The organism is Marinobacterium jannaschii DSM 6295 (assembly GCF_000620085.1).
Lineage (GTDB): Bacteria > Pseudomonadota > Gammaproteobacteria > Pseudomonadales > Balneatricaceae > Pontibacterium > Pontibacterium jannaschii.
The window spans coordinates 33,216-47,989 of the sequence record NZ_JHVJ01000019.1 but is presented as its reverse complement, the minus strand read 5'-3'; the positions used below and the strand labels follow the sequence as shown (position 1 = coordinate 47,989).

Below are 14,774 nucleotides of genomic sequence, written 5' to 3'. Positions count from 1 at the left end.
AGCGATATGCGGGGTTTCGTCGTTTCAGCACCGCTTACCTAAGCGGTTTAACCAGATCTCAAAAGGCTTCAGCGCGATACCAGATAAGCCCCTGCCGCAGCCATCAGCGAGCCGGCACTGCGGTTTAACCGCTTCATGGCGAGTTCCGATTTGAAAAAGCCGCGCGCCTTGCCAACAAAACTGGCGATCAGCATCAGGCCCAGTATCAGGCCGCTCATATTCAGCATAACGGCCAACAGGATATCGCCGTCGCCAAGGCGGGTGATATCCAGAAAAGTCGGCAGGAAAGCGATATAGAACAGGATCACCTTAGGATTAGAGGCAGAGATCAGGAAGCCCTGCAGGAAGCTTGTGGTGATACTGCGCTTGCTGGCCCTGGGGTTCTCCGCATCCAGGTTGACAGGGGCACGCCACATCTTCCAGCCGAGATAGACCAGATAGATAGCGCCGATGATACGGATCGCGGTAAACAACTCGTTCCAGTTAGCGGCGATCGCAGCCAGGCCAAAACAGGCTGCCGTCAGGTAGAGGCAGTCGCTGACAACCATGCCAAAGGCCAGCGGAAAGCAACTCCGCGCACCCTGCGCCAGCGCCCGGGCCAGGATGGCAAAAGTACCGGGACCGGGGGTAATGCCAAAGATAAAGATGGCGATAAAGAAGGATAGGGCGCTTTCAACGGTCATGGAACGTTCTCGATATGGCACTGGCTATTAAAAGTGGCATCCTAGCACAGTCCCACCCATTCTATCGCCGCGATTGAATCGGCCGGAGCCCGCTGGCGTGCTTCGGAAAAACGGTGTAACCCGGTTGTAAGCTCCAGCTGCAGATACTCCGCTTTACCTTCCCAGATAGCACTGACTTCAAAAATAACCGCGATCATCGTTAGCTCCCCTGGCTCACGAATCTGTACGACTATAAATGCACAGGAAGCTGATAACGATTCGCCAAGACGCGGGTAACGCCATGCTCGTACCGGCAGATGGCTTCAGTTACGATAGGATTCACTCTGGGGCTCGGTCTCGCTTGGTTTGGCGGCTGTTGGCAGCCTTATGCCGGTGATGACATCTCCCAGTACCCATCTGGAAATATGAGGTGATGATCGTTGTTGAATTCGGACTGGACTTACTTGACTGATCGGTTGCTGGTAAAAGAGTGGCACTCTTTTGCATCTGATGAGTGGCGTGATCAAGATCTTGCTGTCATCGTCAAGGGTATCCTTACGCCAAGGGTTACCCACTCTCTTCCGCCAAGCTGGCAAGGCAGCTACACCTTGGAGCGTGCAGAAGCCTGGATTGCTGAACGGGATGATGAAGGGGTCGCTTTACTGGCAATAGAAAAATCTTCAGGAAATGCCATTGGCATCATTCTTTTATTTGAGGCGGCTAAAGATAAAGACGGCTCGGATCTGCGTTTGGGCTACATGCTGGGTGAGTCATCGTGGCGGAAAGGCTTTGCCAGCGAGCTTGTAAATGGCTTCGTCGCCTGGTGTCAGGACAATAAAATCAAATCAGTTACGGGAGGTGTTGAAAGGGACAGCATCGCATCAAGGCGAGTACTGGAAAAGTGCGGCTTTATGCACACGGCATCTGATGAGAGAAGCGGGGATCAGCTGTTTGTGCTGAAAATCCCGTTTCGCAGTAATAACTTATAATACGCTTTATCGGCTCGCCCCCTAAGGACCTGTGACTAAGTCGGAAATTACAGCTTGATACGCTTTTTCTGCTGAACTCGCTGTCAGAAAACAGAAAAATGACAGCCACTACAACTCACGGTCGGAACTAACTGTTTTTAAATAGTGAAACATCTCTGATATTCCCATCGCCTTTCCACCCCTGAAAAAATCACTGCACCCTCATCGCATCGATATGCCAGCAGATGCGCCCGAATACGGTCAGGTCTCCGGTGCTGATTAATCCCAGCGGTGATTTGCCTTCGTAGTAGGGATCGTCATGGGGGGCTGACATATAGCCGTAGACTTCATCGGGATCATCGAAGATGGTGCTGAGGTCGGAATGGATATTGAGGACGAAGGTGACGCGTTCGCACTGCTCTTCGCTGAGCACTTCGGGAAATGGTTGTTCAGGATCGAGATTCAGGATAGTGAGGGCCTGATTCGGTGTGCATTGCCATTGAACCAGGATATTCAAGGCGTCGGAAAGGCCAGTGCTCATGTGTTTATCCCCCGATTACAATCTTAAATATTGTCCACCGACAGCCAATGCCTGTCGGGCAGAAACGTAGTCTAAGGACAGTATAGATAGTGGCTGAGTCATAATCTGAAGCTTCCCTGTATTAATCCGGAAAGCTTCAGTCGGAGCTGACTCTGGGGAGGTTAGGCGGTTACCACTTCATTTCGCCGGTATTGACCTTAGCACCGATCTGCAGGGCGATGCCCAGGCCCGCATCCGGGTAGAGCTGCTGCATACGGTTGATCAGGGCGCCGGAGTCAGCGGCTTTATGCAGTTCAGATTCGTAACGCTGCAGGTATTTCTTGCTGTAGCTTACCGCTGCCAGGCCGGTGTCGGCGTTGGCGGCCGAGTGACCGGGAATCACGGTTTCTGGTTGTAGCTTTTCAATACCTTCCAGGATCTTCACCCAGGCTTCGCGGCTGGCTTTGCTCTGGGTATCGGCGGTCCAGAGGTGCAGACCGCTGAAGACGTTGACGCCACCCACGACCGCTTTGATCGATGGAATCCAGACGTAGCTACGGCCCGGTGTCTGGCCGTTAAGGCCTTTGACTTCGATCTTGCTGCCCTCAAGGTTCAGGCCTTCTGCGGGCAGCAGATTAGGGATGATCGGCTGGCGCGGGGCGTTGGCTCCCATTTTCGGTCCCCAGAAGGCGACCTTCTTTTCTACGGTCTGGTTGATCCAGTCGATGGTTGGCTGGCTGGCGTAGACCTTCACATCAGGGAATTCCGCTTTAATCACTTCCAGGCCGAAGTAGTAGTCCGGATCGCCGTGGCTGACATAGACGCTTTTCAGGGTCTTGCCGCTGGCGAGGATTTCCGCCACCAGGCGGTGGGCATCGGCGCGGGTAAATTGCGCGTCGATCAGCATGGCATCGCTTTCGCCGGTGACCAGTACTGAGTTGACGTGGAAGCTGTTGCCGTCGGCGTTGTATACCTCCAGGGTCAGAGGCTGCTCTGATCCGGCCAGGGCGCTGCCAGTGGCGGCGATGGAGATAGCGGCGGAGAGTAGCAGGCTGTGTAGCTGTTTCATGGTTTTAGGCCTCAAGTAGGTTGTGATGGAGCTACTTTAGTGGCTTGATAGGTTCGGATATATATACAAAAATGGGCTTTTTTGTTTCATAGAGTGAGCATATGGATCGTCTGCAATCGATGCGGGTCTTTGTTGAGGTGGTGAAGCGGGGCAGTTTTACGGCCGCGGCTGACCATCTGGATATGACCCGGGTAAAAGTGACGCGCTACGTCACGGCGTTGGAGCAGTGGTTGGGCAGCCGGTTGTTACAGCGCTCGACCCGCAGTATCTCCCTGACGGAGGCCGGACAGGCGTTTCTGTTGCAGTGTGAAAAGATGCTGGCGCTGGAAGAGGATATGCAGCTGTCGCTGGGGGCGCGGGACAGTGCCCCTAAGGGACAGTTGCGGATTACCTGCAGTACATCGTTTGGGCAGGCTCATCTGGCGGATGGCGTGGTGGAGTATCTGAAGCGCTACCCGGAGGTGTCGGTTGACCTGATGATGGTCGACCATACGGTGAACCTGATCGAGGAGCGGGTCGATCTGGCGATCCGGATCTCCGGTGAGCTGGACCCGGGGCTGGTGGCGCGGCGTCTGGCCAACTGTGAGTCGGTAGTGGTCGCCTCTCCGGATTACCTGGCCCGCCACGGCACACCAGTAGCGCCGCAGGATCTGGTCGGTCACAACTGCCTCTGCTACGCCAACTTCGGTAAAGGGGTCTGGCGTTTTCAGGGTACGTCAGCGGAGGAGGTTTTGGTGCCGGTCAGTGGTAATCTCAGTGCCAATGAGGTGGGTACCCTGACCCGCGCGACCCTGGCCGGAGGCGGTATCGCCCTGCAGCCCACTTACCTTGCCGGGCCGCTGATCCGCTCGGGCCAGCTGGTCTCTTTACTGGACGACTGGAGTGCGCCGCCGATGTATCTCTGGGGTGTTTACCTCTCCCGCCAGCATGTTCCCGCCTCGGTGCGAACGATGCTGGACTTCCTCGCTGAGCGCTACCGTGGCGTACCCGATTGGGATCTTGGCATCTGAACCAGGGCAGGGTAAACGGCAGATCGGCAGCGATATTTTACTTTTGTATATCTAAGGATTAAGTCACTCAAATATTTATATAAGCCGTTAGGATTATTGACTATAACTTAGCTTAGCCACTTTCTTTATCTGCGTTGCCGGCTGTCTTACCCGGCGCTGCGCAATACTGGAAGGGGAATAATCTATAAAGAATCTATGACGGTGTTTAAGAGGTGACGAAATGTCTGAGAAAAAGTTTTACCAGCCGATGAGTGGCAATGAGATGCCACGTTTTGGTGGCCCGGCGACCTTTATGCGGCTGCCGGCGGTGGAGCTGTCAGAAGAGCTGGATGCGGCCTTTATCGGTGTGCCGCTGGATATCGGCGCCTCTAACCGTCCCGGTGCCCGCCTGGCACCCCGCGAGATCCGCGATGAATCCCGCATGCTGCGTCCGTTTAATGTCTCCACCGGTGCAGACCCTTTCAACAGCCTGATGGTGGCGGATATCGGTGATGTACCGATCAACACCTTCAATCTGGAGAAGAGCATCAAGATCATCGAGGATTACTACGATGAGGTGGTGGAGAAGGGGGTGACTCCGCTAACCATTGGTGGCGATCACACCATTGCATTGCCGATTCTGCGCGCGCTGGCGAAAAAGCATGGCCCGGTGGGGCTGGTGCATGTGGATGCCCATGCCGATATCAACGATGAGATGTTCGGTGAGAAGATCGCTCACGGCACCCCGTTCCGCCGTGCCGTCGAGGAAGGCCTGCTGGATTGTGATCGCGTGGTACAGATCGGCCTGCGTGGCACGGGTTATTCTATCGATGAGTATGACTGGTCGCGTGACCAGGGCTTCCGCGTGGTACAGGCGGAAGAGTGCTGGCATAAGTCGCTGGCACCGTTGATGGCCGAAGTGCGCGAGAAGGTCGGTGGTGGTCCGGTGCATATCAGCTTCGATATTGACGGCCTGGACCCGGCTTTCGCACCCGGCACCGGTACCGCTGAAGTCGGTGGCCTGACGGTGATGCAGGGAATCGAGATCGTACGTGGTTGTAAGGGACTGGACGTGGTTGGTTGTGACCTGGTGGAGGTGTCGCCGCCGTTCGATACCAGCCGCAGTACCTCAGTGGTCGCGGCAAACCTGCTGTATGAGATGCTCTGTGTGCTGCCGGGTGTGAATTACGTCACCCGTTAAAGATTACGGTTGAATAGGAAAGGCGCTGTTGGAGGCTGTTACAGGCAGACTCCGGCAGCGCCTTTTTTGTCTAAATAGTGTCGGGATTTGCGTCGATCTTCTAGGCAGCGGAGGCGTGTTGGGTTTTTGTGGGAGGCGCGCTCTGCTGGCGAATGAGCAGGGTATGAAGTTTGATGGTATTCGGAGGAAGTCCCTGCCAAGTTATATAAGAGTAGGGCTGTCTTGCTGGGCTTTGTCGTGGTGTTCCGTAATCCAGGCTGCGGGGCGTTTAACCAGCATTGCGGCAAGTATGAGCGCCTCAGTGTGAAGCGCTATCTACGATCAGTTTGCCGGGATGCCGACGTAGAACTTGCGGCAGTTTTGGTAGATGGTCCACTGCAGCTTGCTACCTTTACGACAGATAAATGCCTGGCCGGCGGTAAAAATCTCTTCCTCACCTGATGCCAGATCGGTGATGCCAACCTTGCCTTCGGTAATAAAGCAGACTTCATCAAACGGATAGTCTTCGACCGTAATCTGACCCTGGCTGCAGTACCAACTGCCCGCGAAACCTGAATGCTGCTCGCTATCAAACAGTTCGGATACGCGCTCCATCGGGTTGCCTGCGCTGGTGCCATCTGCGGGAATCAATTCACTGGCTGGTGCTTCAGTCATTCTTAGAATACTGCTCATGGAATACTCTCTTGATCGGTTTTTGTGGTGGGATACCTACGCCTTCGTGCGATGAAAAAGCACGAAATCGTAGATGAGTATCGAGAAACCGATGTTTTGGAGAAATAACCTGATCAGGTAGGTAAAGCCGGGCTTCAGCCCAGCAGTGCCAGTATATCGCTGCGGCCCGCGTTGGCCTGTGCCTGCAGGGTGATGTTGACGTCACGTTGCAGCAGTTCGCGGCTCTGTTCCGAGATCGCCTTGGCGAGGTCGGCGTCGCTGATCCGGGAGCGGGCGGCTTCTTCGCTGACTGAGGCGTCGCTGAGGCTGCGGACATTGCTGTCGAGCTGGCTCTGGCTGGCGGCGAAACTACCGGCAGACTGGTTAAGCAGGTCGAGGCTGCCATCGAGGCTTTCCAGGGCCTCAGGTGAGGAGATATCCAGTGAGAACAGCCCCTGATCACCCAGCGAGCTGAGCAGGTCCGGGGTGTCGATCTCTGTCCTGCTTTCTCCGGCCTGAATGCCGATGCTGCCTTCCTCATTCAACAGCGAGCGGCCGTTAAAGCGGGTCTGATCGATACTGTCCCTGATCTGCGCCAGCAGCTGGTCCGCCTGGTCCTTGAGTGCCTGGCGGTCGGAGTCATTCAGGGTGCCATTCTGTGCCTGCAGTGAAAGTTCTCGCAGTTGTAATATCGATTCGCTGATTTGCGAGATTCCGCTGATAGCCGATTCGGTCAGGGATGTGCCGTCCAGCAGGTTACGTAGTCCGACGGTATTTTCGTTGATATCGCGGGTTATTCCGATAGAGATCTGAATACCGGATGGGTCGTCAGCGGCGCTGTTGATACGTGAGCCAGTGGCAATCTGTTCGCTGGCATCAGCCAGACGATTGCTGGAGAGGGCAGAGCTGGCGAGATTGGCGACTGAGGCAGGCTGAAGTTCCATCTTTCGGCACCCGGTTATCTAAGGAGAGAGATTAAGTATATGACGGAAAATGGCTGTGTAAAATTTAATCAGATACTTTGTTGCCCGCTTGCCGGAATATTCAGTTGATTACCGATGCGGCGCAGATCAGGGCAGGGGCTTTCGCCGGGCCAGCTCGATTGATTGTTAGTTTTTCTGGCAGGAACAGCCGCGCGGGCGCATATTTTAAACGGCGGGGTCTATACCCTTAGTCAGGGTATTTCCCCTCCCGCATGATATCCGGATACTTGGAAGGTTCACCTAATCGGCACCGCTTCTCCTGAAGCCGGGCCTTAGCCTCTGGAGTGACTCCGTATGGAAAACAGCCTCTCTTTGTTTGGAAAGTGGAATCAGTCAGTCGCAGAGCTGATTAATCATCTGGAGGATGAAGACCTGCCGCGTCTGCTGGTGGAAGCCATTAGCCAGTTGGTCAAGGTAGAGGCGGTGATGCTGGTGCTGGAGCGGCGTGACAAGATGCCGGTGCTGCTGTACGACCTGGGGATTCCGCAAGAGGAGCGGGCACTGCATATCGATGCCTATTTCTCTGGTGCTTACCTGCTTGACCCGCTCTGTCTGGCGGTGGATGAGGGGCTGGAGACCGGGGTCTTCCATCTGTCAGAGATCGCCCCCGACGATTTCTACCAAAGTGATTACTACCGGGCCTACTATCAGGAAACGTCGCTGGTGGATGATGTCTACTTCCTCGTCGGGCCAAGGGACGGCGTCAAACTGTCCTTTGCCGTTGGTCGACAGCATGACCATCCCACCTTCTCTGGCGATGAGCTGGCGCTGTTTCGCCTGATGAACCCGGTGGTGCAATCCGTGCTGGATCGCTACTGGCACAGCGTCTGGGAGGCCAAGGAGATTCCGGATGGATCGGAAGGACGCATGCGTACCCAGATCGAGTCGGCTTTTAACCGTTTCGGCGCCTCCATGCTGACCGACCGTGAGCGAGAGGTGGCGCACCTGTTGCTGAAGGGACACTCTTCCAAATCGGCGGCACAGAAGCTGGGGATCTCACCGGATACGGTGCAGATGCACCGCAAGAATATGTACGCCAAGCTGGATATTTCATCCCAGTCAGAGCTGTTCTCACTGTTTATCGCTGCGTTGTCCAACGCCAGTGGGGATCTGGAGCAGGACCCGCTGGCGAGTTATATGCAGCAGGGCGACAGTCAGAAGTAAGCGGCTTACGAGGGTCCTGAAGGGGGCCTGTTGCAGTATTGGGCGAGCAGAAACAGAAAGCCCCCGGCTGAGACAGGCCGGGGGCTTTTTTGGGTGTAGGCGTGAGGTGCGAAGTCTAGAACAGCTCTGTTACAGCGCGCCTTCAGTTTGTTTAAAGCTGTGCTATCAGGCCGAGCCTTCAGTCGTGCGCAGTTTCTGCTGTGCCTGTCGTTTCAGTCTTTCGCCCCGGCGTACCAGAATCTCGCCGACGACCAGGGTGCCCAGCACGCCGCCGCCAACCTGCGCCAGCAGCACCAGATCCAGTGGTTCGCCCGGTACCCAGAAGAACAGCAGGATCGCCAGTGCCAGTACCGCGATGCAGAGCAATGACAGCAGCAGGCCGGTCAGGGCGCCGCCTGGCACCCGGAACGGGCGTGGTGTCTGACTGTCGGTGGCGCGCAGCTTGATAAAGGCGAAGTGCATACCGATGTAAGGCATCAGGAAGATGATGGCGCTGAAGGAGAACAAGGTCCAGAACAGCTCTTCGGCGTTGTTGGCCATAAAACCATACAGCACCATGATGGCGGCACTGATCAGGCTGGTCAGCATCGCGGCACCGATTGGCGCTTTATGCTTTGGATGACTCAGGCCAAATACGGCCGGCATCTCTTTCTCGTCGGCTGCTTCGGCCACGGCGCGGTTGCCGCCCAGGGTCCAGGTCACCATGGTGGAGAACAGGGTAAACAGGGTCAGGCCACCGATCACCAGTGCGAAGCTGTTACCCAGCTCGCTACCGCCAAACAGCTCTTTCAGGGTTACGGCCAGGATATCGATCATATCGATATCTTCAGCCGGCACTGCCGCCAGCACGCCAGCGGTACCAAAGATATAGAGCGCCGCGGTCATCAGGCCGGCAATCATCATGGCACGCGGGATCGCTTTCTTCGGATTACGGATCTCGTCACTCTCGGCGCAGATCAGCTCGACACCCAGGCAGCCGTAAACGATCACCGGAATAAAGGCCAGGCCCTCATCCAGGTTGTCCAGTGCCTGACTGAAACCGAAATCGTTGGCAAAGCCGTTTTTCAGGCCGTACATCAGGCCGGCAATACCCAGCGTCATGATGATCAGGAACTTGACCGGGGTGCCCAGGTTGGGAATCCACTTGCTCTTATCCAGTGAAATGCAGTTGGCCCAGCCGGTCAGGAAGCAAAGCGCCACGCCCAGGCCGATCTGGCTCCAGAGACTCATCTCGGGGGCAAACAGGGCGCTGTAGATACCGGCGAACATGATATAGACCGCCGGCATCCAGAGGGCGATATTAATCCAGTAGAGCCAGGTAATACGGGCGCCCCAGCGGGTGCCGAAGGCATCGCGAATCCAGGCGTAGATGCCGCCCTGCTGTGGGTAGGCAGTACCCAGCTCGGCGGTAATCAGGGTATTGGGGATAAAGAAGATTGCCAGTACCACAATCCACCAGAAGATAGCGGATGGGCCCACCGCAGCGGACATGGCGATCTGGTCGACCAGCAGGATCGCGGAGACCGTATAGAGGGTGACGTCAGTCGTTGTTAGAGTTTTATTATGGCTGTTGGGAGTGCTCATATTCTATCTCTGATTATTGTTGTTATTGATGCGCAGCAGCGTTGCCTACCCTCCCTGTTAGACAGTATGGCTGCGGAATGCGCGTTTTATCAGTGTGCTACCCGCTCGTCATGGGCGGTATACCCTGTTCAGGGGTACTGGCTCCGGCACAGGAAAAAAGGCGGGAGGGTACTCCCGCGAAAACCACCGGAACTGCTAATAAATCGGATAGCGGTGCGGACCTGATTCTGAGAAACAGGCTTAGCGGAGCCGTGTTAGCGAATCAGGGCTTTGGTCTCGAAAAATTCTTCGACGCCGAAATTGCCCAGTTCACGGCCATTGCCGGACTGCTTGTAGCCGCCGAAGGGGGCTTCGTTGTTCCAGAAACCGTCATTGATATAGACCTGTCCGGCGCGGATCTGGCGTGCCAGGTTTTCGGCGTGGGTCTTGTCTTCTGACCAGACCCGGGCCGCCAGGCCGTAGGGGGTATCGTTGGCGATCTGCAGCGCCTCGGCTTCATTCTGGTAGGGGATGATGCAGAGTACCGGGCCGAAGATCTCTTCGCGGGCGATGGTCATGCTGTTATCGACATCGGCAAAGATCGTGGGGCGCTGGTAGTAGCCTTTCTCCAGCCCTTCAGGGCGATCCAGGCCGCCGGTCACAAGACGTGCGCCTTCCTTGAGGCCGATGCCGATATAGCGCTGGACATTCTTCAGTTGCACTGCGGAGGCCAGCGGGCCGAGGAAGCTGTCGGCGTCGCGCGGATCGCCCACTTTGAGTGACTCGGTGTATTCGCGGGCGATCTCTACCGCTTCTTCATAGCGGGAGGCAGGCACCAGCATCCGGGTCAGGGCGGTGCAGGTCTGGCCGCTGTTAAGCATCACATCATCGACACCCAGCGGTACTGCCTTGCTCAAGTCGGCATCCTCACAGATCAGGAACGGCGACTTACCGCCCAGCTCCAGACAGACCCGTTTGATGGTCGGAGCCGCCGCCTGGGAGATCAGTACCCCGGCGCGGGTGGAGCCGGTAAAGGAGACCATATCCACTTGCGGGTGGCTGCACAGCGGCTCGCCTACCTCAGGCCCATTGCCGTTGACCAGGTTAAAGACCCCGGCTGGCAGACCGATCTCATCGATCGCCTCGGCCAGCAGGAAGGCGTGCAGCGGTGTCATCTCGCTGGGTTTTACCACCATCGTGCAGCCTGCCGCCAGGGCCGGTGCGACTTTGCCGATCATCTGGTGCAGTGGATAGTTCCAGGGATTAATAAAGGCGCAGACGCCGACCGGCTCGCGGATAGCGGTAGCATTGCCGATCTCGATCTGCTCATCCAGCAGGGCGCAGCGCTCAGCATGCTTGGCCAGGGCATCGATCGGGTCTTCCACCTGAACCTCGCGGGAGAAGGCCAGGGTGGTGCCCATTTCGGTGGTGATGGTGTCGACCATCTCATCGGCGCGCTGGCTCAGGGCCTCGGCCAGGCGACTGATATAGCCGGCGCGTTCGGTCGCGCTGGTGCGGGACCAGCTGTCGAAGGCGCGGCGTGCAGCCAGCACCGCCATATCCACGTCCGTTGCATCGGCCAGCGCAGTGCGACCGGCGATCTCCTCGGTTGCCGGGTTGATCACATCGATCATCGCGGCGCTATTCGGTGTCACCCACTGTCCGTCTATATAGAGCTTGTCGTATATCTTCATGCTTGTTGTCCCGCACAGGGTAGGTGTCAGGGCCGCAAAGGCCTGAGACTGCCCGGCATTGCTGTTGTTATGGTGCTCACGAGTCTAGGCCGGGTGTGCGGGAGGGCGGTATACCCTGATCAGGTAGGCCCTGACCCCTGGTACCCCAAAACAGGGTATACCGCAGCGGGGTTGTGCGCGGGATAGTAATAACCATAAAGCACTCCTGAGGGCAGGTTATTGATCCGCAGGTCGGTGCGCTAAATAAGAATAGCGACAGGTAACTCCCATGAGCTCGATCGAACAGGCCCGCAAGGCACTTCTGAAAACCAAATTCTTTCCCTACTGGTTGGATCACAAGGACGCGCCTGAACCGGAACCCGCATTGCAGGAGGATATTCAGTGTGACCTGCTGATCGTTGGCGCAGGCTTCACCGGCCTCTGGGCGGCGATCCATGCTAAGGAACAGAACCCGCAGCGTGATGTGGTGATTATCGAATCCCAGTGTGTGGCCATTGGTGCTTCAGGCCGTCCGGCGGCGATTCTGTCGGCGTCAGTGGTGCACGGCCTCGAGAACGCTCAGCGCTTCTTCCCGGAAGATATCGACGCGCTGGAAACACTGGGCAAAGAGAATATGGATGGCTTTCGGGCCACCATTGAGAAGTACAACATCGATTGTGATATCGAATGGGGCGGCGAGCTGACCGTAGCTGTCGGTAAAGAGGGGATTCCTGACCTTGAACGCGAGCACAAGCTTTACAGCGCACATGGCCATGATGCCCATATGCTGGATGCCGATGAAGTTAAGGCTGAGATTAACTCGCCGCTGTTTGACGGTGGTCTCTGGTCGAAGCAGCGCAGCGGCACCGTGCACCCGGCCAAGCTGGCCTGGGGCCTGAAACGGATCGCCACCGATCTCGGCGTCCGTATCTTCGAGTATACGCCGCTGCAAGATTCTACCCACCTCAAGCCGGGCGTGCTGGTAAAAACGCCGGAAGGTTCCGTCAGGGCCAATAAGGTACTGCTGGCAACCAATGCCTTCGCTGCGGGTAGTAAGAAGATCAAAAACCGGGTGGCTGCGATCCGCGATCGCATCGTTGTCACCGAGCCTCTGAGCGACGAACAGCTGGCGACCATCGGCTGGAAGAACCGTCAGGGTGTCTACGATACCCGTACCCAGCTCAACTATATGCGCCTGACCGCCGACAACCGAATCCTGTTTGGTGGCCGTCTGGGCTATTTCTTCAACAACAATACCGATCCCAAGGCGGACAAGTCGGCAGATAACTTCCTCAATCTGGTGAAGAATTTCTATGCCACTTTCCCGACCCTGAAAGATATCAGATTCTCCCATGCCTGGAGCGGCCCGATCGGCCTGACCACCCGTATGGCCGTGCACTACCAGAGCTACCATGATGGCGATATGGTCTACGCCGGTGGCTACTCCGGATTTGGGGTGACGGCGACCCGGTTTGGCTCCCGTATCGGCCTGGCGATCCTCGATGGCGATGATATCCCGGAAACCCGCCTGAAGTTCGCCACTACCAAGCCGAACTACATTCCGCCGGAGCCGTTTCGCTGGATTGGCGCCAAGATCACCATGTATGCGCTGGATACCATGGATGAGAAGGGCGGCTGGCGTATCCCCTGGATCCGTATGGTGGAGAAGATGGGCTTCCCGATCACCCAGAACGAACTGGGCTAAGGGAACGGTCTCGCAGACCTGAATCACCGGGCCTCTATTCAGGCCCGGTTTTTTATCGCGGTTGTTCCGTAGCGCCGGTCCCAGTCCTAGCTCCGGCTCCGGCGCAGATAGCATTGCTGGCGCCTCTTCTCTACAATGCGCCGCTGCGGCGCTGTCCTGGGGGGCAACTTTTCTCTATGGCGTGACCGGTGATAGCTAGCCGCTCTGGTTGTACCGGCATGCATTGTTCTCGGGGTATCCCATGTCGAAGAAAGTCTATTGTGTAGCGCAGTTTCTGCCAAAGCCGGGTAAGGAAGCGGAGTTGTTTGCGGTACTGCAGGCGCTGGAGCCGAATACTCAGCGTGAAGACGGATGTTTGCAGTATCTGGTTACCCGCCAGATTGCCAGTCCCTTTGCTGAAGGTGAAAGCTATCCGATCGTCTTCAATGAGATCTGGCAGGATATGGCGGCGTTTGAAGCGCACTGCCAGCGTCGGGAGATCCAGCAATTCTTCGAAACCCAGTGTGTGGCGGAAGACGGCCTGGCGGCGAAGTGGAATGTCTGTGTTTACTCCGATGAACCGGAAAACTATGATGCCGCAGAAATCCGTGATGCGGCGGAGATCGCGGCGTAAGTTGATGACAAAAAGGCGCCATCAGCGCCTTTTTTACTGCGCTCAGCGGTCAGGGAAACAGCTTCTCTTTGACGCTGTCGCAGGCTTCATCCCAGGCGCTGAAGGCGTCCTGTTGCTTCAGCTGCTCCAGTCCCAGTTTGGTATAGGTCCCTTCAGTGGCGATACCCTCCAGAATCTCGCCCAGCGGCTGATCTTGCTGTCTCAGGCCGTACACAGCGGCACTCTTGGCGGCATTCAGCATCAGACAGCGCGCCGCCCTGGCGTCGATATCCTCGTTTACCATCCATTGCTCAAGCTGTTCGAAAAGCTGGTAAAACCAGCCATTGGCACAGGCGGCGGTCAGGGCGATCTCGAAACCGCGCTCATTCTCCAGTTCGACCGGCGTGCTGATCTGACCAAACAGAGTACGGCTGAATTCATGCGCCGGGTACAACGGCGTAGCGCCTTCACCAAACTCGACGCTGGATACCGGCATGGCACGGACGATCCGGGTGTTCGGCGCCAGTGCGCTCAGTGTATCGGAAGAGATACCCGCTACGCAGGAGATCAACAGCTGTCCGGGTTTGAAGGTGCAGTCGGTCAGGACATTGCCGACCTGATCAGGACGTAACGAGAGGATAATGACATCGCTGCTGTCGATCAGTTGCTGGTTGCTTTCGGCAATATTGCAGTTGGCGCTGAGCTTAAGGGTTTCGGCGGTCTGTGCGTTTCGCGGTGATACGTTGATGGTGCGGTTGTCACCGGCATTGCGTAAACCCCTGATCACGTAGCTGGCCAGGTGACCGGTACCGATAAAACCGACTGATTGATCTTTCATGCGTCTGTCCTTGTAAGCAGTTTACTGACTTTGGTTGTACCATGATTAGCAGAATGATCAATCTTTCGCCTGGTTATTTTTTCTGTCTATACAATTGGTAAGGCTGGTCGATCAGCAGCTGCCCAGGGTGTCATCCGGTTGGGAGCGGATCATCGCAACCGGTGTGGTATCAAATATCAGTCGGAGTCGTTCACCA

At 56.5% G+C, this 14,774-nt stretch carries 15 protein-coding genes; 6 read left to right on the top strand and 9 right to left on the bottom strand.

The annotated features are described in order from the left end of the window. Window positions 1–68: 68 nt before the first annotated feature. Window positions 69–683, bottom strand: coding sequence for a LysE family translocator (locus tag Q354_RS0111350; protein WP_027857702.1), 615 nt, complete (start codon window positions 681–683; stop codon window positions 69–71). 41 nt (window positions 684–724) lie between these two features. After that, window positions 725–880 (bottom strand): hypothetical protein, encoded by a 156-nt coding sequence (locus Q354_RS28235; RefSeq protein WP_156948298.1) that lies wholly within the window; start codon window positions 878–880, stop codon window positions 725–727. A 222-nt stretch (window positions 881–1,102) separates the two neighbouring features. On the opposite strand from Q354_RS28235, the gene Q354_RS27390 reads away from it, so the two are divergent. Next, a complete protein-coding gene (locus Q354_RS27390; protein WP_051560072.1) occupies window positions 1,103–1,651 on the top strand; it encodes a GNAT family N-acetyltransferase in 549 nt (182 codons plus the stop codon). Between the two features lie 190 nt (window positions 1,652–1,841). Here the strand turns inward: Q354_RS27390 and Q354_RS25495 are convergent, their stop codons facing one another. Together Q354_RS25495 and Q354_RS0111330 are read right to left on the bottom strand one after the other, a co-directional pair. Next, complete coding sequence (locus Q354_RS25495) at window positions 1,842–2,171, bottom strand: hypothetical protein (RefSeq protein ID WP_036229527.1); 330 nt, start codon at window positions 2,169–2,171, stop codon at window positions 1,842–1,844. A gap of 169 nt (window positions 2,172–2,340) precedes the next feature. Beyond that, the gene (locus tag Q354_RS0111330) at window positions 2,341–3,219 is read right to left on the bottom strand and encodes an MBL fold metallo-hydrolase (RefSeq protein WP_027857701.1); all 879 of its coding nucleotides are present in this window, start codon (window positions 3,217–3,219) and stop codon (window positions 2,341–2,343) included. A gap of 101 nt (window positions 3,220–3,320) precedes the next feature. Here Q354_RS0111330 and Q354_RS0111325 point away from each other — a divergent pair, with 101 nt between their 5' ends. After that, window positions 3,321–4,229, top strand: a complete 909-nt coding sequence (locus Q354_RS0111325) for a LysR family transcriptional regulator (RefSeq protein WP_027857700.1) — start codon at window positions 3,321–3,323, stop codon at window positions 4,227–4,229. A gap of 220 nt (window positions 4,230–4,449) precedes the next feature. Continuing rightward, complete coding sequence (gene speB / locus Q354_RS0111320) at window positions 4,450–5,409, top strand: agmatinase (protein WP_027857699.1); 960 nt, start codon at window positions 4,450–4,452, stop codon at window positions 5,407–5,409. A gap of 321 nt (window positions 5,410–5,730) precedes the next feature. Here the strand turns inward: speB and Q354_RS0111315 are convergent, their stop codons facing one another. Together Q354_RS0111315 and Q354_RS0111310 are read right to left on the bottom strand one after the other, a co-directional pair. Beyond that, complete coding sequence (locus Q354_RS0111315; protein ID WP_084332563.1) at window positions 5,731–6,081, bottom strand: cupin domain-containing protein; 351 nt, start codon at window positions 6,079–6,081, stop codon at window positions 5,731–5,733. A 134-nt stretch (window positions 6,082–6,215) separates the two neighbouring features. Further along, window positions 6,216–7,004, bottom strand: coding sequence for a flagellin (locus Q354_RS0111310; protein ID WP_027857697.1), 789 nt, complete (start codon window positions 7,002–7,004; stop codon window positions 6,216–6,218). A 333-nt stretch (window positions 7,005–7,337) separates the two neighbouring features. Here Q354_RS0111310 and Q354_RS25490 point away from each other — a divergent pair, with 333 nt between their 5' ends. Further along, window positions 7,338–8,207, top strand: a complete 870-nt coding sequence (locus tag Q354_RS25490; protein WP_051560071.1) for a helix-turn-helix transcriptional regulator — start codon at window positions 7,338–7,340, stop codon at window positions 8,205–8,207. A 165-nt stretch (window positions 8,208–8,372) separates the two neighbouring features. On the opposite strand, the gene Q354_RS25485 is transcribed toward Q354_RS25490, so the two are convergent. Together Q354_RS25485 and Q354_RS0111295 are read right to left on the bottom strand one after the other, a co-directional pair. Beyond that, window positions 8,373–9,791: an APC family permease gene (locus Q354_RS25485; protein WP_036229523.1), complete on the bottom strand. Its 1,419-nt coding sequence runs from the start codon at window positions 9,789–9,791 to the stop codon at window positions 8,373–8,375. 254 nt (window positions 9,792–10,045) lie between these two features. Continuing rightward, complete coding sequence (locus Q354_RS0111295; protein ID WP_027857696.1) at window positions 10,046–11,464, bottom strand: aldehyde dehydrogenase family protein; 1,419 nt, start codon at window positions 11,462–11,464, stop codon at window positions 10,046–10,048. A gap of 268 nt (window positions 11,465–11,732) precedes the next feature. On the opposite strand from Q354_RS0111295, the gene Q354_RS25480 reads away from it, so the two are divergent. After that, window positions 11,733–13,148 carry an NAD(P)/FAD-dependent oxidoreductase gene (locus Q354_RS25480; protein ID WP_051560070.1) on the top strand — a complete coding sequence of 472 codons (1,416 nt, stop codon included), beginning with the start codon at window positions 11,733–11,735 and terminating at the stop codon, window positions 13,146–13,148. A 241-nt stretch (window positions 13,149–13,389) separates the two neighbouring features. Further along, window positions 13,390–13,761: a putative quinol monooxygenase gene (locus tag Q354_RS0111285; protein ID WP_027857695.1), complete on the top strand. Its 372-nt coding sequence runs from the start codon at window positions 13,390–13,392 to the stop codon at window positions 13,759–13,761. A gap of 49 nt (window positions 13,762–13,810) precedes the next feature. Here Q354_RS0111285 and Q354_RS0111280 read toward each other — a convergent pair whose 3' ends face one another. Then, window positions 13,811–14,578 (bottom strand): NAD(P)-binding domain-containing protein, encoded by a 768-nt coding sequence (locus Q354_RS0111280; protein ID WP_027857694.1) that lies wholly within the window; start codon window positions 14,576–14,578, stop codon window positions 13,811–13,813. Window positions 14,579–14,774: the final 196 nt, after the last annotated feature.

Excerpts from the sequence above, each read along its gene's own strand:
- Q354_RS0111280 (WP_027857694.1), bottom strand. The coding sequence starts at position 14,578 with ATGAAAGATCAATCAGTCGGTTTTATCGGTACCGGTCACCTGGCCAGC.
- Q354_RS0111285 (WP_027857695.1), top strand. The coding sequence starts at position 13,390 with ATGTCGAAGAAAGTCTATTGTGTAGCGCAGTTTCTGCCAAAGCCGGGT.
- Q354_RS0111310 (WP_027857697.1), bottom strand. The coding sequence starts at position 7,004 with ATGGAACTTCAGCCTGCCTCAGTCGCCAATCTCGCCAGCTCTGCCCTC.
- Q354_RS0111315 (WP_084332563.1), bottom strand. The coding sequence starts at position 6,081 with ATGAGCAGTATTCTAAGAATGACTGAAGCACCAGCCAGTGAATTGATT.
- Q354_RS0111295 (WP_027857696.1), bottom strand. The coding sequence starts at position 11,464 with ATGAAGATATACGACAAGCTCTATATAGACGGACAGTGGGTGACACCG.
- Q354_RS25490 (WP_051560071.1), top strand. The coding sequence starts at position 7,338 with ATGGAAAACAGCCTCTCTTTGTTTGGAAAGTGGAATCAGTCAGTCGCA.
- Q354_RS25480 (WP_051560070.1), top strand. The coding sequence starts at position 11,733 with ATGAGCTCGATCGAACAGGCCCGCAAGGCACTTCTGAAAACCAAATTC.
- Q354_RS28235 (WP_156948298.1), bottom strand. The coding sequence starts at position 880 with ATGATCGCGGTTATTTTTGAAGTCAGTGCTATCTGGGAAGGTAAAGCG.
- Q354_RS0111330 (WP_027857701.1), bottom strand. The coding sequence starts at position 3,219 with ATGAAACAGCTACACAGCCTGCTACTCTCCGCCGCTATCTCCATCGCC.
- Q354_RS0111325 (WP_027857700.1), top strand. The coding sequence starts at position 3,321 with ATGGATCGTCTGCAATCGATGCGGGTCTTTGTTGAGGTGGTGAAGCGG.
- speB (WP_027857699.1), top strand. The coding sequence starts at position 4,450 with ATGTCTGAGAAAAAGTTTTACCAGCCGATGAGTGGCAATGAGATGCCA.
- Q354_RS0111350 (WP_027857702.1), bottom strand. The coding sequence starts at position 683 with ATGACCGTTGAAAGCGCCCTATCCTTCTTTATCGCCATCTTTATCTTT.
- Q354_RS25485 (WP_036229523.1), bottom strand. The coding sequence starts at position 9,791 with ATGAGCACTCCCAACAGCCATAATAAAACTCTAACAACGACTGACGTC.
- Q354_RS25495 (WP_036229527.1), bottom strand. The coding sequence starts at position 2,171 with ATGAGCACTGGCCTTTCCGACGCCTTGAATATCCTGGTTCAATGGCAA.